Origin of the sequence: Caulobacter vibrioides (assembly GCF_002310375.3) — a bacterium.
Taxonomy (GTDB): domain Bacteria; phylum Pseudomonadota; class Alphaproteobacteria; order Caulobacterales; family Caulobacteraceae; genus Caulobacter; species Caulobacter vibrioides_D.
On record NZ_CP023315.3, the window covers coordinates 308,110 to 326,276 of the forward strand.

An 18,167-nucleotide genomic window follows, 5' to 3' on the forward strand; every position below is an offset into this window, starting at 1 on the left:
ATTCAGGTCACGATGCGGCGAAAATACGGTGAGTTCCGCTCGCGACGCGCACTTGGGCGTCATTCGTCTATCGCATGGCTTGGCGGGGCGCCATATCTGGATCGTCGAATCGCCTCTCGCTTGAATCGGTGAACTCCCACGATGCCGTTGGCGAACACACCCCAGGGCAGTCCCGCGCGCGCTCATGCGAGCGCGCCGTGGTCGTTGTTGATTGGGCCGGGGGCGCTTTTGGCGCTGGCGGCGCTGGGTCTTGCCGAGCCGATGCCTGCGGTCCTCGCCGCGCTTGCGGTGGGCGGCGCAGGCGTTTTTCTGAACCGCCGAAAAGAGGCGAGAACCGCCGGCGTCGAGGGAAGCATCCTGGCCCAACCGACGGTGACCGCGGCCGAGCAGCCGCCCTTCGCCGCGATCTTGGACCAGTTGCCCGATCCGCTGATGGTGATCGCGGCCGAGGAGGCCGACGACCTCACGGGCCGGCGCTTCCTGTTCGCCAACGCCACCGCCCGCGAACTGTTCAAGATTCAGCACAAGGGGGCGCTGCTGGTGACCGCCGTGCGTCATCCGCGCGTTCTGGAGGCGGTCGACGAGGCCTTGTTCGGCGGGATCGAGGGCGTGGCCGAGTTCGAGACTGGCGGCGTGCAAGGGCGTACGTGGCTGGCGTCCGCGCGCCCGCTCAAGGAGACGGTCGGTCGTTCGCGACTTGCGCTCCTGGCCTTGCGCGATGAGACCGACGCCCGCCGCAGCGAGCGCACGCGCGCCGACTTCTTGGCCAACGCCAGCCACGAGCTGCGTACGCCGCTCGCGTCGCTGTCCGGCTTCATCGAGACCCTGCGCGGCCACGCCAAGGACGATCCCGGCGCCCGCGACAAGTTCCTGGCCATCATGCTGGCCCAGGCTGAGCGGATGTCGCGCCTGATCGATGACCTGATGAGCCTTTCCCGGATCGAGCTGAACGAGCACATCGCCCCGCTGGGCCGTGTCGATCTCTCCATGGCCGTGATCGACGTGATCGACGCCCTGGGTCCGCAGGCCCGTGAAAAGGCGGTGGTGTTCGACCCCGTGCTGCCGCCGCGCGGCGGCGCGATCGTCGACGGGGATCGCGACCAGATCATCCAGGTCGTGCAAAACCTGGTCGATAACGCCATCAAGTACACGCCGCGTGACGGTGTCGTGCGGATCGAGGTGTTCCCCAGCTTGGCGGTCGAGGCCGCGTCGGCGCCGCGCGATCCGGCAGCGTCGCGGATGTCGTTGCTGACGCCGGATCATGACCCCGCCGAGCGCTACGCCGTGCTTCGCGTCACCGATCGGGGCCCCGGACTGGCGCGCGAGCACCTGCCGCGCCTGACCGAGCGGTTCTACCGCGTCGAAGGTCAGAAGAGCGGCGACAAGTCCGGCACCGGCCTGGGCCTGGCGATCGTGAAACACATCATGAACCGCCATCGCGGCGGCCTGACGGTCGAGAGCGTTCAAGGCCAGGGGGCCACCTTCGGCGTCTACCTGCCGATGGCGAAGGCCGAGGCGGTTGCGAAACCGACGACCACGACGGTCGCCGAAGCCTGATCGTCGTCGGTGTCGGGTAAAGTCCCGCCGCTGTCGTCAAACTGTCATACAACTGTCGCATAAGCACAGCGCCGGACCGGCATAGACGGGCCGGGGGAGGGCCCGCGATCCTGCGCGGTTCTCGACAACTCGCGCAAGATTAGCCTCACGCATGCTGACCTGGCTCTCGCTTCTCGTTCTGGCGCTGTTTTCTGGTGCAGCTTTCGTGGCTGGCCGACGTCGGGCGACGACCACGGCCGCAGGCCGAACCCGCGTCCTGCACTCCCTTCCCAACTACTACGGGGCCTATGTGGCGCTTTGGGCCGGCATTCCCGCCGCGTTGCTGCTGATGCTGGGCGTCATGTTCGCCGGTCGTGTCGAGGACACGATCCTGCAGTCGACCCGCCCCGCCGCCGTTCAGGCGCTGGAGCCGGACCGCCAGGCGGTGTTCTACAGCGACGCCCGCGCGATTGCGGCCAAGCAGGCCCCCTCGGAAGTTACCTACGAGGGCGAGCTGAAGGTTGCTCTGGACGCCAAGGTCGCCGAGGCCAAGCGTATCGAGACGCTGCTGAATACGGGCATGTTGGCCGGCGCCGGCGTCCTGGCCCTGGCGGGTTTCCTGCTGGCCTTTCCGCGCATCAACCCCGAGTTCCGCGCCCGCAATCGCGTCGAGGGTTGGACCAACATCCTGCTGATCGCCTGCTCCGTGGCGGCGGTCCTCACGACCTTGGGCATCGTGCTGTCCCTGGTCTGGGAAAGCTGGCGCTTCTTCCAGAGCGTTAGCCCGCTCTCGTTCCTGCTCGGAACGGAGTGGAGCCCGCAGATCGCCATGCGCGCCGACCAGGTCGCATCTTCGGGCGCTTTTGGCGCCGTGCCGCTGTTCGCCGGCACCTTCCTGATCATGTTGATCGCCATGCTGGTGGCCGCGCCCGTCGGCCTCTACTCGGCGATCTACCTCTCGGAGTACGCCGGGCGCACCGTCCGTGGCGTCGTCAAGCCGCTGCTCGAGATTCTGGCAGGCGTGCCCACCGTGGTCTACGGCTTCTTCGCCGCCCTGACCGTGGGTCCGCTGTTCCGCGCCGGCTTCAACGCCATTGGCGCGGCCCTGCCCCCTGGCCCACTGGCCACCTACCTGATGGAAGTCCAGAACCAGATGGCGCTGGTGGCCGGGGTGGTGATGGGGATCATGCTGATCCCGTTCGTCTCCTCGCTGTCGGACGACATCATCAACGCCGTGCCGCAAAGCCTGCGTGACGGCAGCTACGCGATGGGCGCCACCAAGTCGGAAACGGTCAAGAAGGTCGTCCTGCCGGCCGCCCTGCCGGGCATCATGGCCGCCATGCTGCTGGCCGTTTCGCGCGCCGTCGGCGAAACCATGATCGTGACCATGGCCGCCGGTCTGCAAGCCAAGCTCACCGCCAACCCGCTCGATACGGTGACCACCGTCACCGTCCAGATCGTCACCTTGCTCACCGGCGACCAGGAGTTCGACAGCCCCAAGACCCTGTCGGCCTTTGGCCTGGGCCTGACCCTCTTCGTGGTCACCCTCTGCCTGAACATCGTCGCCCTGCGCATCGTCCAGAAGTACCGGGAACAATATGACTGACGCGACTCGCGGCGCGGCCGGCCCGCGCCAGACTCTCTCGGCCGCCGAGGCCCGGCTCAAGAAGCGCCACCGCGCCGAGCGCCTCTTCAAGGCGCAAGGGCTGGCGGCGATCATCGTCGCGATGATCTTCCTGGTGGTGTTGGTCGGACGGATCGTGACGCAGGGCTACTCGACCTTCGAGACCCATACCCTGTCCGTGCCGGTCTATCTGAACCCCGAGCGGATCGACACGTCCGACCTGTCCGGCGTCAACTACGACTACATCGTCGCCGAGGCGGTGATGAAGAAGCTGGGCGTTCAGGACGACGATTACGGGACCATCTCGACCAAGGTCCAGGACCTGATGTCGCGAGATTTCGGCTTCCAGATCCTCAACAAGCTCAAGGCCGACCAGTCGCTGATCGGCCAGACCATTACGCTGAAGGGCCCGCTGAAGGCCGATGCGGACCTCTACTTCAAGGGCGAGCTCAAGCGCTCGACCGACGAAGGTGATCGCAAGCTCGACAATCAGCAACTGGACTGGCTGGACAAGCTGAAGAAGGACGGCGCGATCACCTCGGGCTTCAATGTCGGCTTCTTCACCCACTCCGACTCGACCGAGCCAGAGCAGGCCGGGGTGTTGGGCGCGGTGGTCGGTTCGGCCATGATGCTGCTGATCACGGCCCTGATCTCGGTGCCTGTAGGCGTGATGGCCGCTGTCTATCTGGAAGAGTTCGCGCCGAAGAACCGCTGGACCGACATCATCGAGGTGAACATCAACAACCTCGCGGCCGTGCCGTCGATCGTCTACGGCCTGCTGGGCCTGGCCCTCTTCATCAACTGGCTGAACGTCCCGCGCGGTTCGCCCTTGGTGGGCGGCCTGGTGCTGGCCCTGATGGCCCTGCCCACCGTGATCATCGCCACCCGCTCGGCGCTGAAGGCCGTGCCGCCTTCGATCCGTGAAGCCGCCCTGGGTGTCGGCGCCAGCAAGACGCAGACCGTTTTTCACCATGTGCTGCCGCTGGCCATGCCGGGCGTGATGACCGGCGCGATCCTGTCGCTGGCCCACGCCCTGGGAGAGACCGCGCCGCTGCTGATGATCGGCATGGTCTCGTTCGTGCCGGGGGTGCCCGAAGGCCTCACCAGCGCCGCCACGGTCCTGCCGGTTCAGGTGTTCATCTGGGAGAACGCGTCTGAACGCGCCTTCCATGAGCGCACCGCCGCCGCGATCATGGTCCTTCTTGTCTTCATGATCGTGATGAACGCCCTGGCCGTGATCCTGCGCCGCCGCTTTGAGCGCCGCTGGTAGGACGCCATGACCTCGATCCTGAACCCCCTCGCTTCGCCCCTCCTCCAGGGACACGCCATGACCGTCCAAAGCCCCGATGATTCCGCCCGCGCGCCGGTGACCTCCGCCGCCCCTGTCGCTCCGGCGATCGCCGCCCCGAAAATCAAGGCGCGCGGCGTCAAGGTCTTCTATGGCGACAAGCAGGCCCTGTTCGACGTCGACCTCGACATTCCGGCCAAGTCGGTCACCGCCTTCATCGGCCCGTCGGGCTGCGGCAAGTCGACCTTCCTGCGCTGCATCAACCGCATGAACGACACGATCCCTTCGGCGCGCGTCGAAGGAACGATCGAGATCGACGGCGCCGACGTCAACGCCAGGAGCGTCGACCCGGTGGTCCTGCGCTCGCGCGTCGGCATGGTGTTCCAGAAGCCGAACCCCTTCCCGAAGACCATCTTCGAGAATGTCGCCTATGGGCCGCGCATCCATGGCCTAGCGAGCGGCAAGGCCGAACTGGAAGCCATCGTCGAAAGCAGCCTCAAGAAGGCTGGTCTCTGGAACGAGGTCGCCGATCGCCTGCACCAGCCCGGCACCGGCCTCTCGGGCGGCCAGCAGCAGCGTCTGGTGATCGCCCGCGCCATCGCCGTGTCGCCCGAAGTGATCCTGATGGACGAGCCCTGCTCGGCCCTGGACCCGATCGCGACGGCGAAGATCGAGGAGCTGATCGACGAGCTGCGCAGCCAGTTCTGCATCGTCATCGTCACGCACTCGATGGCCCAGGCCGCCCGCGTCTCGCAGCGCACGGCCTTCTTCCACCTCGGCAAGCTGGTTGAGAGCGGCCCGACCGAGGAGATGTTCACCAATCCTCGCGACAACCGCACCCAGGACTACATCACCGGCCGCTTCGGCTGATCCAGGCGCGCGGGAGAAAACAGAGATGACCGAACATACCGTCAAATCGTACGGCGAAGAGCTGGCCCACCTGACGGCCGAAGTCACCCGCATGGGTGGCATCGCCGAGAGCCAGGTCGCCGACTGTATCGCCGCCATCGCCCGCCGCGACGGCCCGCTGGCCCAGGCCGTGGTCGCCGGCGATGAGCGCCTCGACACGCTGCAGTCCGAGATCGAGCGCAAGGCCTTCCGCCTGATCGCGCTGCGTCAGCCCATGGCGGTGGACCTGCGCCACGCCGTCGCCGCGCTGAAGATCTCGATGAGCCTGGAGCGCTGCGGCGACATGGCCAAGAACATCGGCAAGCGCGCCTTGATCCTGACCGAGGCCGACCCGATGAGCGCCCTGACGCGCTCTATCGAGCGCATGGGCAAGCTGGTCCAGGGCCGCCTGAAGGACGTGCTGGACGCCTACACCACGTCGGACCTCCAGCGCGCCATCGGCGTGTGGAGCCGCGACGAAGAGGTTGACGAGCACTACAACGCGATCTTCCGCGAGCTGCTGACCTACATGATGGGTGATCCGCGGACGATCAACGCGTGCACGCACCTACTGTTCGTGGCCAAGAACCTCGAGCGGATCGGCGACCATGCCACCAACATCGCTGAAATCATCCATTTCGAGCTGACGGGCGAGGAACTGACCTCGCAACGTCCCAAGCTCGACGTGCTGTCGCAGTAGTTCCGGAAGAGGCGGCCTGACATGACTCCCTACGTTCTGGTGGTCGAAGACGAAGACGCCCTGGCCACCCTGCTTCACTACAACCTCGACAAGGAAGGCTACCGCGTCGGCGTCGCCGGAGACGGCGAGGAAGCCCTGATCATGGCCAATGAGCGGGCGCCCGACCTGGTCATCCTCGACTGGATGCTGCCCAAGGTCTCGGGCATCGAGGTCTGCCGCCGGCTGCGCGGCCGCGCCGAGACGCGCAACGTGCCGATCATCATGCTGACGGCGCGCGGCGAGGAAACCGACCGTATCCGCGGGCTCGACACCGGGGCCGACGACTATGTGGTCAAGCCGTTCTCGATGGTGGAACTGACCGCCCGGGTCCGCGCCGTGCTGCGTCGGATCCGCCCGGGTCTGGCCGATGACCGCATCACGGTCGGCGACATCATCATCGACCGCGTCGCCCACCGCGTGAAGCGGAGCGGCAAGGAAATCCATCTTGGCCCGACCGAGTTCCGCCTGCTCGACTATCTGATGCAGCACCCGGGCCGGGTGTTCAGCCGCGAGCAACTGCTGGACGCGGTCTGGGGCTCGGACGTCTATGTCGAGGCTCGCACTGTTGACGTCCACATCGGTCGTCTCCGCAAGGCGCTGAACGGCACGGCTGACGCCGATCCGATCCGCACCGTGCGTTCGGCGGGCTACTCGCTGGATATGGACGCGGCCTAAGAGTCTGAGGCCTGTCGGCCAAGACGCTTGAGCAACGCGTCGCGGTAGGTTCGGCTGGTCACGACCTCCGCGCCGCTGGCCAGGGTCAGCCGCCACGAGCCATCGGACAGGGGCTGGGCTTGTGAAACCTTGGACAGGTTGACCAGCGCCGATCGATGAGCACGGGCGAAGAGGCGCGGATCAAGCCGCGCCTCGAGGCTCTGTAAGGTCGCGCGCATCAGGCCCTCGCGTCCGTCCCAATGGACGACCACATAATTGTCGGCCGCGCCGAACCATTCGACCGCCGTGATGTCCACCGGGACGCGGCGTGCGCCGGCCATGACCATCAGGCGTTCAGCCACGTCCAAGACGGGCGTGGCGCGGGCTTCGGCGAGGGCGGCCTGCAGGAGCGCATTGCGCGCGCTTGCTTCGGCGGCTCGGCGGTGGTGCGCAGCGGCCAGGCCGACTGCGACGATGGCGGTATGCAACAGGATGCAGACTGGCGCGCGACCCAACGCCCTCTCCGCGAGGTCGCCGCCGCCGGCGAAGGCCTGGTCGATCAGGCTGGCGACCACGGCCTCCAGCGGTACGATGACGAGGCCGGTGGCGAAGGCGGCCAGGACGCCTCGGGGGCCAGCTCCAAACCGCCGTAGCACCAGCCAGACGACGCCGATCACGGGCAGCCAGGCGGCATAGATCGCCCCTTGCCAGGCCAGGGACTGCTCGACGCTCAGGACCCGCCCATCGGCCAGGGCGAAGCGGCGGGCGAACCAGGCGGCGCAAAGGGTGGTCGCCAACCAGCTATAGGCCGTAAGACCCACGACCCACGCGGTGGTCGGCGCGGCCCTCACACGGGCGACAAGCGTTTGCGACGCACCACCAGGGCGGCGACCCAGATGATCGCCACGGGTTGAAACAGCAGGGTCGGCCAGAGCTGGCTCCATGGCTTGGGCAGGAAGGTCAGGAAGTTTCCCGAAAAGGCGCTGAGCACCGCGCCATAGGCGCTCAGCATCTTCACAAGATGCTCGTAGGTCCAGAGGTCTGGCGAAAAGGGCCATGCCGTCGGCTGGATGAACCGCCAGAGGTCCCACCCGCCATAGAGGAAGCAGGCATAGACCAGGGCGATCGTGGTGGCCTTGGGACTGGCCGTTCTACCGCTCAGCAGAAGACCCAGAACCCAGATCCCCACCGCGATGACCGCCAGGGTCGCGGTCCAGTCCAGCCGCGTGGCGCGCTGATGCGGATCGAGATCGGGCCGCTTGCGCCTGAGGACCCGCACGCCCGAGAAAACGGTCAGGGTGGCGGTCGAGGACAGGGCGGCGAAGTAGGCGTTGAACCGTAGCGCTGTCATGACCCAGGCGGCGGCCAGGAGCATGCTCATAAGCACAACAAAGACGCGGCCCGCGCGCCGATGCCATTGCGAGCCCTTGGTTGTGCAGAGCGGCAGGAGACCCGCGCCGACGAGGATCAGGCCGCAACTGATGTGCAGGGCGAGGGCGGGGTGGAAGAGTGCGTCCATGGGCCTCTTCTGCGCACGGCCGACATCGTCGCCAGCGAGAAGGGGCGAATGGCGGCCTGTGGGGGCGAGAGCGCGCTTGACCCGATGCCGGTCGCGCGTCACACCCCGCGCTCATGGAAAAGCTGACCATCCTCCTCGTCGGGTCCGGCGGGCGTGAGCACGCCCTGGCCTGGAAGATCGCCCAGTCGCCGCTTTGCGGTCGCCTTGTTGCGGCCCCGGGCAACCCCGGGATCGAAGCCGTGGCCGAGCTGCGCGCGGTCACGGCGACTGACGCCGATGGCCTCGTCGCCCTGGCCCAGGAGATCGGCGCGGATCTGGTGGTGGTCGGTCCGGAGTCGGCGCTGGAGGTCGGTCTCGCCGACAAGCTGGCGGCGGTCGGTATCCCCTGTTTCGGCGGTAGCCAGCGCGCCGCGCAGCTGGAGACGTCCAAGGCCTTCACCAAGGACTTCTGTCAGCGTCACGGCCTGCCGACGGCCGCCTATGGCGTGTTCGAGAACGCCGCCTCGGCCGGCGCTTTCCTCGACACCCTGGAAGCGCCGTTCGTGATCAAGGCCGACGGTCTGGCGGCGGGCAAGGGCGTGGTGATCGCCGCCACACGGGCCGAGGCCGACGCCGCCGTGCTGGACATGCTGGGCGGCCGGTTCGGTTCGGCCGGCGCGCGGGTGGTGATCGAGGAGTTCATGCACGGCGAGGAGGCCTCGCTGTTCGCGGTCTGTGACGGCAAGACCGCTGTGCTGTTCGGCGCGGCCCAGGATCACAAGCGCGCCTATGACGGCGACGAGGGCCCCAACACCGGCGGCATGGGCACCTATTCGCCGCCGCCAATCCTGACCCAGGACCTGATCGACCAGGCTTGGCGCGAGCTGATCGTTCCTACCGTCGAGGGCATGGCCGCCGAGGGCAATCCGTATGTCGGCGTGCTCTACGCCGGACTTATGCTCACGCCTGCGGGTCCCAAGCTCGTCGAATACAACGCCCGCTTCGGCGATCCCGAGTGCCAGACCCTGATGCTGCGCCTTGAGAGCGACATCGTCCCTATCCTGCTGGCGGCGGCGAAGGGCGAACTGGCCTCGGCCGCGCCGCCGAAGTGGCGCGAGGAGGCGGCGATCTGCGTCGTGCTGGCGGCCGAGGGCTATCCCGACGCGCCCAAGACCGGCGGCCGCATCCAGGGCGCCGATACGGACTTCGGCGCCGGCGTCGTGGTCTTCCACGCCGGCACGACGCGTGAGTTCGAGGGGCGTCTTGTGGCCTCGGGCGGCCGGGTGCTGAACGTCTGCGCCTTGGGCCAGACCTTGAGCGAAGCCCGCGAGGCGGCTTACGGCGCGCTTGAGCGCGTTTCGCTGGAAGGCGGCTTCTATCGTCGCGACATCGGCTGGCGGGCGTTGAAGGCTTCCTAAAACCCTCCCCCTAGTGGGGGAGGTGGCCCGTAGGGCCGGAGGGGGGTGTTCTGTGGAGCCTGCCTCTTCCCCCTCCGTCGTCTCGTCGAGCCGACACCTCCCCCGCTAGGGGGAGGATCTTTGGGTTGCGCGGCGCTCCCCACCCTCTAAACTCCCCATTCAAACAAGCGTTGGGGAGAAAGCGCCATGGCCGAAGCCGCCGAACAGTCCGCCCAGGATCTGAATTCGGGCACCAAGCCCGTCGACCCGCGCCATGCGATCGACGAGGCCAAGCTGGCCGCCTGGCTGGAAGCCAATGTCGAAGGCTACGCTGGTCCGCTGGAAGTGCGCCAGTTCAAGGGCGGCCAGTCCAACCCGACCTACCAGTTGGTCACGCCGGCCCGGAAGTATGTCCTGCGCCGCAAGCCGCCGGGCAAGCTGCTGCCCAGCGCCCACGCGGTGGATCGCGAGTACAAGGTGATCTCGGGCCTGAACAAGGCCGACTTCCCGGTCGCCAAGGCCTATGCGCTGTGCATGGACGAGGACGTCATCGGCACGATCTTCTACGTGATGGAGAACGTCGAGGGCCGGATCCTGTGGGACGGGACCCTGCCCGACTATCAGCCGGCCGAGCGCCGGGCGATCTACGAGGCCCAGATCGACACCCTAGCGGCCCTGCACAACGTCGATTACGCCGCCGTCGGCCTGGCCGACTATGGCAAGCCCGGCAACTATTTCGCGCGCCAGATCGACCGCTGGACCAAGCAGTACAAGGCCAGCGAAACCAAGACCATCGAGGAGATGGACCGGCTGATCGACTGGTTGGCCAAGACCGTGCCGGCGGACGACCAGACCTCGATCGTCCATGGCGACTATCGCCTCGACAACATGATCCTGCACCCGACCGAGTCGCGGGTGATCGCGGTGCTGGACTGGGAGCTGTCGACCCTGGGCAACCCGCTGGCCGACTTCAGCTATTTCCTGATGAACTGGGTGATGCCGTCCGACCAGCGCGGTGGCCTATCGGGCGTCGATGATCTGACCGCCTACGGTATCCCGACGATCCCCGAGGCCGTGGCCCGCTATTGCAAGGCCACCGGCCGGGACGGCCTGCCGGAACTCGACTGGTATTTCAGCTACAACCTCTTCAGACTGGCGGGCATCTGCCAGGGCATCGTCGGCCGCGTCCGTGACGGCACCGCCGCCAGCGCCCATGCGCAGCTGATGGAGGCGCGCGTGCCGGTTCTGGCTAAGGGGGCCTGGGACTTTGCGCGTAAAGCGGGGGCTTGAGGGCGATATGCGGAAACTGATGACGGGCGCTTGCGCCTTGGCGACGACGGTCGCCCTGGCCGGCGTCGCGAGCGCCCAGACGACCTTCGTACAGGCCGGGCGCCTTCTCGCCGATCCCGCGACGGGAAAGGTCGAGACCGCAAAGACCTTGGTTCTTGAGAAGGGCCAGGTGGTGCGCATCCTCGACGGCTATGTCGCCGAGAAGGGCGGCAAGGTCGTCGATCTGAAGGACAGCTTCGTGCTGCCCGGCCTGATCGACAGCCACGTGCACCTGACCGGCGAGCAGAATCCGAACGGACGCCTGCAGGCCGTGACGCAGTCGCCGTCCGACAGCGCCATGGTCGGGGCCGGCTTCGCCCGCAAGACCCTGATGGCCGGGTTCACGACCGTGGCCAATCTGGGCGCCAACAGCCAGGCGATCTTCGCCCTGCGCGCGGGCGTCAAGCGCGGCGACGTGGCCGGGCCGCGTATCCTGGCGTCCGGTTCATCGATCTCGGTCCATGGCGGCCATGGCGACATCAACGGCTATAGCGAGGACGTCATGCACGCCTTGCGGCCGGAATCGGTCTGCTCGGGCGCGGATGACTGTCGTCGCGCGGTGCGGGAGCAGATCTGGCTGGGGGCAGACCTCATCAAGATCACGGCGACGGGCGGCGTGCTATCCAACACCGCCGCAGGCCTCGCCAAACAGTTTTCCGACGCCGAACTGGGCGCGATCGTCGAGTCCGCGCACAGCATGGGCCGCAAGGTGACCGCCCACGCCCACGGCGGCGACGGCATCAATGCGTTCCTCAAGGCGGGCGGCGACTCGATCGAGCACGGCACCTATCTGGACAACGAGGGCATCGCCCTGATGAAAAAGTCGGGCGCCTATCTCGTCCCGACCCTGATGGCGGGCGACTTCGTCTACCGGATCGCCAGCGGCTCGAACAACTACTTCACCCCCGCCCAGACGGCCAAGGCGCTCGAGGCGGGGCCCAAGATGTTGGACATGGTTCGCCGCGCGCACGCCGGCGGCGTCAAGATCGCCTTTGGCACCGATAGCGGCGTCTCGGCCCACGGCGACAACGCCGGGGAGTTCGCCCTTCTGGTCAAGGCGGGCATGACCCCGCTGGAGGCCATCCAGACCGCGACGGTCAACGCCGCCGACCATTTCTCGCTGAGCCACGAAATCGGCAGCTTGGCGCCCGGCAAGGCGGCGGACCTGATCGCCGTGAAGGGCGATCCGCTCAAGGACGTCACCGAGCTTCAACGCGTGACCTCGGTCATCAAGGGCGGCGTGGTCTACAAGTAGGGTCAAACCCTCCCCCGCCAGGGGGAGGGTTTTGAGTCTTACAGCCCGACCCCCTTCAGCAGCGCCTCCAGCGCTTCTGGATCGTCGAACCGGGCGCGCACGGGCCAGGGCGTGACGCGTTCGCGCCAGGCCGGCGGCAGGCGCACCCAGTCCTTTTCGGTGGTGACCAGCCCGGCCTGATAGACCTCGGCGCGGTCGGCCAGCATCTTGAGGGTCGACTCGCTATAGGCGCCGTGGTCGGGGAAGGGCGCGAAGTCGACCAGCTGGCAGCCCGCCGCCGTCAGGGCCTTCTCGACCTTCCAGGGCTTGGCGATCCCGGCGAAGCCGACCTGCGGCCCCTTGGGGACCGGCGCGGCGGCTTCGAGGCGGGCGACCAGCACAGGCATGTCGCCGAACTCGACGAGAAGGTCGATGTCCGGCTGCTCCATCTCGACCGGCAACAATACGATCACCGCGTCGGCGCGGGACAGACCCACCTTCAACGGCTCGCGCATGGGCCCGGCGGGGAAGACCCGGCCGTCGCCGAACGGCCACTCGCCGCCGCGCGTCTCGCCGTCGACCACGACCAGCGACAGCGCCTTCTTGACGCTGGGATTTTGGTGGCCGTCGTCCATGACGATGGCGGATGCGCCGGCCCGCACCGCCGCCTTGGCGCCGGCGACCCGGTCGGCGGCGATCCACATCGGGAAATCCTGCGCCAGCATTAACGGCTCGTCGCCGACATCGGCGGCGGTGTGACGGATGGTGTCGACCCGCACCGGCCCCTTCAGCTTGCCGCCATAGCCGCGCGACAGGCCGTGGGCGGCGACGCCCCGCTGGGTCAGGGTCAGCAGCAGTTCGCGCACGATCGGCGTCTTGCCGGCGCCACCCATGGTGACGTTGCCCACACAGATCACCGGCGCGCCGATGATGGCCGGCGTGGCGCGCGCGATCCGGCGTCGGGTGGTGTCGGCCCACAGCCACGACAGGGGCGTCAGCAAGGCGCGGGTCACCGGCGCGGGCGCGCCGCTCTTGACGTACCACCAGCGGGGGGTGCCGAGTTTCATGGAACGAGCTCAAGGATGCGGGAAAGACCCGCCCGCGCCTCGGCGTCGCGGGCGTCGACATAGGCGCGGGCGCGGGCGGCGTCATCGCCTAGGCGATCAGGTGCCGCGAGTGCACCGCTCAAGTCATCGCACAGGTCCGTATCGTCGGCGTAGCCACCAATGCCGGCTTCGGCTAGCGCGTCATACACGCTCCGCCAATTCTCGACATGCGGACCGCGCACAAATGGGCAAGAGACGCGGGCCGCCTCAAGGGGATTGTGGCCGCCAATGTCGGGCAGCAGGCTGCCGCAGATCAGGGCTAGGTCGGCGAGCCGGTACCAGAGGCCAAGTTCGCCAAGCGTGTCCGCGACGAGGATAGATCCCGCAGAAGTTCCACCGCTGCGCAGACCTGCTGCAAGGCCGCGCCAGCGCGCTTCCTCGGCAATGGCCGGACCTCGCTCGATGTGGCGCGGCACGATGATCAGATGAGGCCTATCACCGCTCATTTGTGCATAGGCCGCGAGCACGAGTTCGTCCTCGCCCGGATGGGTGCTCGCCGCGACCAGGACACGCTTTCCAGCGAAGATCACGCGCTGTTTGGACAATTCTGCCTCATCGACCGGCAGGGGCGCGGCGCCGAACTTCAGGTCAGCCTCTCCGGCGACCTGTCCGCCCAAAGCCTCGAAGCGCGCCTGCGCCCGCGCGTCCTGGGCCAGGATCAGGTCAAAGCCCGATAACAACTGTCGGGCGGCGTCAGGGCGCCGCGACCAGCGCGCGAAGCTGCGGTCCGACAGCTTGGCGGAGACCAGGGCCAGTCGCGTCCCGGCGGCTTTCGCCTCCAGGAGGAGGTTCGGCCACAGCTCGCTTTCGACGAAGACGGCGAGGTCGGGCTTCCACCGCGCGATGAACCGCCGCGCCGCGCCCGGCGCGTCGATAGGCGCGTACTGGTGGATCGCGCCCGGCGGCAGGCGCTTGGCCAGCAGGGCGGCCGAGGTGGTGGTGCCCGAGGTCACCAGCACGGTGACCTCGGGCTTTTCGGCGCGCAATCGCTCGACCAGCGGCAGGATCGACAGGGTCTCGCCGACGCTGGCGCCGTGCAGCCAGACCAGCGGGCCGCCGGGCCGAGGGGTGTCGGCGCGCGCCAGCCGTTCAGCCAGCCGCGCGGGGTCTTCCTTGCCCTTGCGGGCGCGGTGGGCCAGCAGGGCCGGAGCGACGGGTTCGAGCAGGCCCGTGGCGGCCCGGTAGAGGTTCAGCGCGTCGGGCCGGATCACACGACGTCCGCCGGGGCCAGGCGACACGCATGCGCGCCGTGGCCGCTTTCCACCTGGATGGTCACGTGGCCGATGTTGAACCGGCTGGCCAGCTCGGCGCAGGCGTCGTGCAGGAACTGGTCATGGTCGGCGTCCAGCGGACGGACGACGTGGGCGGTCAGGGCGGTCTCGGTGGTGCTCATCGCCCAGATGTGCAGGTCATGCACCTCGCTGACCCCCGGACGGGCGGCCAGCCAGTCGCGTACCTTTTGCGTATCGATGCCGCGCGGCGTGGCGTCCAGGGCCAGATCCAGCGAGTCGCGCAGCAGGCCCCAGGTGCCCAGCACGATCACCGCCACGATGACCAGGCTCACCACCGGGTCCAGCCACATCCAGCCGGTGAAGGTCATGGCGAGCGCGGCGATCACCACCCCGGCCGAGACGGCCGCGTCGGCGGCCATGTGCAGGAAGGCGCCCCGGACGTTGAGGTCTTCCTTGGAGCCCTTCATGAACATCAGCGCCGTGGCCGTGTTGATGACGATGCCGATGGCCGCGACGATCATCACCGGGCCGGTCTCAACGGGCTGCGGCGCCGCGAAGCGGCGAACGGCCTCCCAGGCGATAGCCCCCACGGCGACCAGCAGCAGGGCGGCGTTGGCCAGCGAGGCCAGGATCGTGCCTTTGCGCAGGCCATAGGTGCGCCGCGCGCTGGGCGCGCGCTTGGCCAGGATCGTCGCGCCCCAGGCCAACAGCAGGCCCAGGACGTCGGAGAGGTTATGGCCGGCGTCGGCCAATAGCGCCAACGAGTGCGTCAGGATGCCCGCGCTGGCCTCTACGATGACGAAGCCGAGGTTCAGCGCCGTGCCGATCGCGAACGCGCGGCCGAAATCCTTGGGCGCGTGATGATGGTGGCCGTGATGACCGTGGCCGTGGTGGTGATGCCCATGCCCGTGGTCGTGGCCATGATGGCCATGACCGTGGCCATGACCGTGGCCATGATCGTGAGCGTGTCCGTGGGCGTCGTGCGGCATGGGTCCTACATCCCACCAAGCAGGGGAGGGATCAATCTTTGGGCGCGGTTTCGCCGACAATGGCTTCCGCGCGGCGGGAAACGGCGCTCAGGCGCGCGCGCCAGGCCTCGACCAAAGCGTCGGGATCGTCGTCTCGACCGGCCTGAACTGGGCCGTCCCAGACCATGGCCGCCTTGGCGAAGGGCAGGGGAATGATGGTGCGGTCCCAGGTCTTCAGGCGGATGCAGGGATTGACCGCCACGCCGACGAACAGCACCGGCGCGCCGCTGACCCGGGCCAGGGCGACCGCGCCCTTCTGCATCACCTCGACGGGACCGCGCGGGCCATCCGGCGTGATGGCCATGGCGCCGCCGTCCTTCACCCACTTGACCATGTCGCGGAAGGCCTGCTCGCCGCCCTTATTCTTGGCGGTGTCGGTTTTCTTCAGGGACGAGCCCCGGATCGACGGTAGGCCAAGGCGCGCGATCACTCGGGCGATGAACTCGCCGTCGCGCGATTGGCTGACCAGAACGCGGATCTCGGGCTTGTCGGGTCCCTGCGGCCAGGTCGCGGGCCCGACGGGCACCCGCGAATGCCACAGCGCCAGGATCGCGCCGCCGCCGCTGGCCAGGGCCTCGGCCTGGACGCGCTCAGCGATCTCCTGGCCCTCTCGCGTCCAGCGCAGGGTCTTGTAGGTCAGAGCGATGTAGCCCGAGAAAAGCCGGGTCATCGCGCTCATCACCCAGGGCGAATGCAGGGGTCTCAAGCCTTGGTCTCCCCGTTCTGCCCGGGCGGCGTGTGCTCCAGATCCTGGGCCTTGGCCAGACGCGCATAGAGACCGCCCGCGCGGACGAGGTCGGCATGGGCGCCCGTCTCCACGACCCGCCCCTTGTCGATCACATAGATGCGGTCGGCGTTCTTCACGGTCGACAGGCGGTGGGCGATCAGGATGGTCGTGCGGCCGGCCATCAGGCGCTCCAGCGCCGCCTGGACCTGGGCCTCGCTCTCGGTGTCGAGCGCGCTGGTGGCCTCGTCCAGCAGCAGGATCGGGGCGTCCTTGAGGAAGGCGCGGGCGATGGCGATGCGCTGGCGCTGGCCGCCCGACAGGCGTGCGCCGCCTTCGCCGACCGAGGTGTCATAGCCCTCAGGCAGGGCCAGGATGAAGTCGTGGGCGGCCGCTTGCCGCGAAGCGGCCTCGATCTCAAGCTGGCTGGCGCCGGGACGGGCGTAGGCGATGTTGGCGCGGATCGTGTCGTCGAACAGGAACGGCTCCTGGGTGACCAGGGCGATGCGGTCGCGCAGGGAGGCGATCGTCACCGATCGCACGTCGTGGCCGTCGATGGTCACCGCGCCGGCGTTCACGTCGTAGAAGCGCGGGATCAGGTTCAGGATCGAGCTCTTGCCGCCGCCAGAGGGGCCGACCAGCGCCACGGTCTCCCCCTTGCCCGCCTGCAGGTTGACGTTCGACAAGGCCGGAATGTCCGCCCCGTATGAGAAGGTCACGTCGGCCAGGGCGATCATGCTTTCGCCGGGCGGCAGCGCCTTGGCGTCGGCGGGATCGACGATGGTCGGGGCCACATCGAGCGCCTCGAACAGGCGGCGGGCGGCGGTCAGCCCTTCGCTGAACACGGTCTGCAGGTTGGCGACCTGGCGTAGGGACTGGGCCGCAATGCCCAGTAGGATCACGAACTTGAGGAACCCGCCGGGCGTGATCGGCGGCAGGGTGAAGGGCCCGACGACCAACGCGCCGGTGATCGCCCGCCAGCCCGCATAGGCGAAGACCGCGGCGATCACCAACTGCGAGAAGAGCTCGGTGGCCGGGGCGGCCATGGCGCGAGCGTTGCTGCCCTTGATCAGGTGACGCTGGCGGCGCTCGACCACGGCGGCGACGCGGGCCTCTTCATAGGCCTCGCGGTTCTCCATCTTGACGATCTTGACCCCGTCCAGGCTCTCCATGATCGCGGTCGAGAGGTTTGAGGTCTCGCCCATGGCGCCCTTGGCGGCCTTGGTCGTGCGCTTGGAGAAGTGACGGATCACGCCGCTGACGCCGGGCACGATGATCAGCACGCCGGCGGCCAGGATCGGATCGCTGTTGAACAGCGCCCACAAGGTGATGGCGACGATCAGGGCTTCGCGGACATAGTTGACGACGCCGGTGGTCGCGGCTTCCCGGATCAGGCCGGCGTCGTAAAGCACCGAGGCCACATAGGAGCCCGAGTGCGCGCCGCGCAGGCGGGCCAGATCCGCCCGGATCAGGCGGCCGAACAGGCGCGTCTGCATGTCGCCGACCACGCCGTTGCCGATGCGGTTGATCAGGCTGGCCTGGATCACCTGGAACACACCGCGCCCCACGGCCAAGGCGGCGATGGTCAGCGGCACCCAGATCAGGGCGCCGGGCTGGGGATGGGCGATCAGCTTGTCGACGGCGGGCTCGACATATTCGCCTAGCATGACGGTCAGGCGCGCCACGATCACGGCGCTGATCATCGAGACCAGGAAGCCCTTCCAGCGCGGCTGAAGGAACTCGCGCCACATCCGGCCCATCAGGGCGCGGTTCGAGGGCTGCGGACGATCCTGTGCGGTCATGGGGGAGGGGTCGGCTGTCAGGGCGAGGCTGTCAAGGACGTGCGGGGTCCAGTGTCCGGGAAAAGCGACGCTCTGAAGGCGGATCGTC

The 18,167-nt window shown here is 68.0% G+C and carries 16 protein-coding genes; 9 read left to right on the top strand and 7 right to left on the bottom strand.

From position 1 onward, the window contains the following. Positions 1–141: 141 nt before the first annotated feature. From CA606_RS01470 to phoB, 6 genes are all read left to right on the top strand, one after another. Positions 142–1,557, top strand: a complete 1,416-nt coding sequence (locus CA606_RS01470) for a sensor histidine kinase (RefSeq protein ID WP_096052724.1) — start codon at positions 142–144, stop codon at positions 1,555–1,557. A 151-nt stretch (positions 1,558–1,708) separates the two neighbouring features. Next, on the top strand, positions 1,709–3,142 hold the full coding sequence (gene pstC, locus CA606_RS01475; RefSeq protein ID WP_096052723.1) for a phosphate ABC transporter permease subunit PstC: 1,434 nt from the start codon (positions 1,709–1,711) through the stop codon (positions 3,140–3,142). Continuing rightward, on the top strand, positions 3,135–4,430 hold the full coding sequence (pstA, locus tag CA606_RS01480; protein WP_096052722.1) for a phosphate ABC transporter permease PstA: 1,296 nt from the start codon (positions 3,135–3,137) through the stop codon (positions 4,428–4,430). The genes pstC and pstA overlap by 8 nt, the downstream gene beginning before the upstream one ends. Before the next feature lie 57 nt (positions 4,431–4,487). Further along, entirely contained in the window at positions 4,488–5,318 is an 831-nt protein-coding gene (gene pstB / locus CA606_RS01485) for a phosphate ABC transporter ATP-binding protein PstB (protein ID WP_096053909.1), read from the top strand. A 25-nt stretch (positions 5,319–5,343) separates the two neighbouring features. Further along, positions 5,344–6,036: a phosphate signaling complex protein PhoU gene (gene phoU, locus CA606_RS01490; protein WP_010918182.1), complete on the top strand. Its 693-nt coding sequence runs from the start codon at positions 5,344–5,346 to the stop codon at positions 6,034–6,036. Between the two features lie 21 nt (positions 6,037–6,057). Further along, positions 6,058–6,750: a phosphate regulon transcriptional regulator PhoB gene (gene phoB, locus CA606_RS01495; RefSeq protein WP_096052721.1), complete on the top strand. Its 693-nt coding sequence runs from the start codon at positions 6,058–6,060 to the stop codon at positions 6,748–6,750. Here the strand turns inward: phoB and CA606_RS01500 are convergent. Both CA606_RS01500 and CA606_RS01505 read right to left on the bottom strand, forming a co-directional pair. Beyond that, on the bottom strand, positions 6,747–7,580 hold the full coding sequence (locus CA606_RS01500) for a LytTR family DNA-binding domain-containing protein (RefSeq protein WP_096052720.1): 834 nt from the start codon (positions 7,578–7,580) through the stop codon (positions 6,747–6,749). The genes phoB and CA606_RS01500 overlap by 4 nt on opposite strands. Beyond that, a complete protein-coding gene (locus CA606_RS01505) occupies positions 7,577–8,350 on the bottom strand; it encodes a DUF2306 domain-containing protein (protein ID WP_096052719.1) in 774 nt (257 codons plus the stop codon). Before CA606_RS01505 ends, CA606_RS01500 begins: the two co-directional genes overlap by 4 nt. A gap of 11 nt (positions 8,351–8,361) precedes the next feature. Between CA606_RS01505 and purD the strand changes: the two genes are divergently transcribed. The 3 genes from purD (at position 8,362) to CA606_RS01520 (ending at position 12,208) form a co-directional block, all read left to right on the top strand. Further along, a complete protein-coding gene (gene purD, locus CA606_RS01510) occupies positions 8,362–9,645 on the top strand; it encodes a phosphoribosylamine--glycine ligase (RefSeq protein ID WP_096052718.1) in 1,284 nt (427 codons plus the stop codon). A gap of 186 nt (positions 9,646–9,831) precedes the next feature. Beyond that, on the top strand, positions 9,832–10,914 hold the full coding sequence (locus CA606_RS01515; protein WP_096052717.1) for a phosphotransferase: 1,083 nt from the start codon (positions 9,832–9,834) through the stop codon (positions 10,912–10,914). Positions 10,915–10,921: 7 nt separating this feature from the next. After that, positions 10,922–12,208 (top strand): metal-dependent hydrolase family protein, encoded by a 1,287-nt coding sequence (locus tag CA606_RS01520; RefSeq protein ID WP_096052716.1) that lies wholly within the window; start codon positions 10,922–10,924, stop codon positions 12,206–12,208. Positions 12,209–12,246: 38 nt separating this feature from the next. On the opposite strand, the gene lpxK is transcribed toward CA606_RS01520, so the two are convergent. The 5 genes from lpxK to CA606_RS01545 are packed head-to-tail and all read right to left on the bottom strand — an operon-like array spanning position 12,247 to position 18,079. Then, on the bottom strand, positions 12,247–13,254 hold the full coding sequence (gene lpxK / locus CA606_RS01525; protein WP_096052715.1) for a tetraacyldisaccharide 4'-kinase: 1,008 nt from the start codon (positions 13,252–13,254) through the stop codon (positions 12,247–12,249). Next, a complete protein-coding gene (locus tag CA606_RS01530) occupies positions 13,251–14,531 on the bottom strand; it encodes a 3-deoxy-D-manno-octulosonic acid transferase (protein WP_096052714.1) in 1,281 nt (426 codons plus the stop codon). Before CA606_RS01530 ends, lpxK begins: the two co-directional genes overlap by 4 nt. After that, positions 14,501–15,514, bottom strand: a complete 1,014-nt coding sequence (locus CA606_RS01535; protein WP_096052713.1) for a cation diffusion facilitator family transporter — start codon at positions 15,512–15,514, stop codon at positions 14,501–14,503. The genes CA606_RS01530 and CA606_RS01535 overlap by 31 nt, the downstream gene beginning before the upstream one ends. Before the next feature lie 31 nt (positions 15,515–15,545). Next, complete coding sequence (locus CA606_RS01540; RefSeq protein ID WP_096052712.1) at positions 15,546–16,259, bottom strand: lysophospholipid acyltransferase family protein; 714 nt, start codon at positions 16,257–16,259, stop codon at positions 15,546–15,548. Next, a complete protein-coding gene (locus CA606_RS01545; protein WP_096052711.1) occupies positions 16,256–18,079 on the bottom strand; it encodes an ABC transporter ATP-binding protein in 1,824 nt (607 codons plus the stop codon). The genes CA606_RS01540 and CA606_RS01545 overlap by 4 nt, the downstream gene beginning before the upstream one ends. Between the last annotated feature and the right edge of the window lie 88 nt (positions 18,080–18,167).

Excerpts from the sequence above, each read along its gene's own strand:
- pstC (WP_096052723.1), top strand. The coding sequence starts at position 1,709 with ATGCTGACCTGGCTCTCGCTTCTCGTTCTGGCGCTGTTTTCTGGTGCA.
- CA606_RS01535 (WP_096052713.1), bottom strand. The coding sequence starts at position 15,514 with ATGCCGCACGACGCCCACGGACACGCTCACGATCATGGCCACGGTCAT.
- pstA (WP_096052722.1), top strand. The coding sequence starts at position 3,135 with ATGACTGACGCGACTCGCGGCGCGGCCGGCCCGCGCCAGACTCTCTCG.
- purD (WP_096052718.1), top strand. The coding sequence starts at position 8,362 with ATGGAAAAGCTGACCATCCTCCTCGTCGGGTCCGGCGGGCGTGAGCAC.
- CA606_RS01520 (WP_096052716.1), top strand. The coding sequence starts at position 10,922 with ATGCGGAAACTGATGACGGGCGCTTGCGCCTTGGCGACGACGGTCGCC.
- phoB (WP_096052721.1), top strand. The coding sequence starts at position 6,058 with ATGACTCCCTACGTTCTGGTGGTCGAAGACGAAGACGCCCTGGCCACC.
- phoU (WP_010918182.1), top strand. The coding sequence starts at position 5,344 with ATGACCGAACATACCGTCAAATCGTACGGCGAAGAGCTGGCCCACCTG.
- CA606_RS01470 (WP_096052724.1), top strand. The coding sequence starts at position 142 with ATGCCGTTGGCGAACACACCCCAGGGCAGTCCCGCGCGCGCTCATGCG.
- CA606_RS01515 (WP_096052717.1), top strand. The coding sequence starts at position 9,832 with ATGGCCGAAGCCGCCGAACAGTCCGCCCAGGATCTGAATTCGGGCACC.
- CA606_RS01545 (WP_096052711.1), bottom strand. The coding sequence starts at position 18,079 with ATGACCGCACAGGATCGTCCGCAGCCCTCGAACCGCGCCCTGATGGGC.
- lpxK (WP_096052715.1), bottom strand. The coding sequence starts at position 13,254 with ATGAAACTCGGCACCCCCCGCTGGTGGTACGTCAAGAGCGGCGCGCCC.
- pstB (WP_096053909.1), top strand. The coding sequence starts at position 4,488 with ATGACCGTCCAAAGCCCCGATGATTCCGCCCGCGCGCCGGTGACCTCC.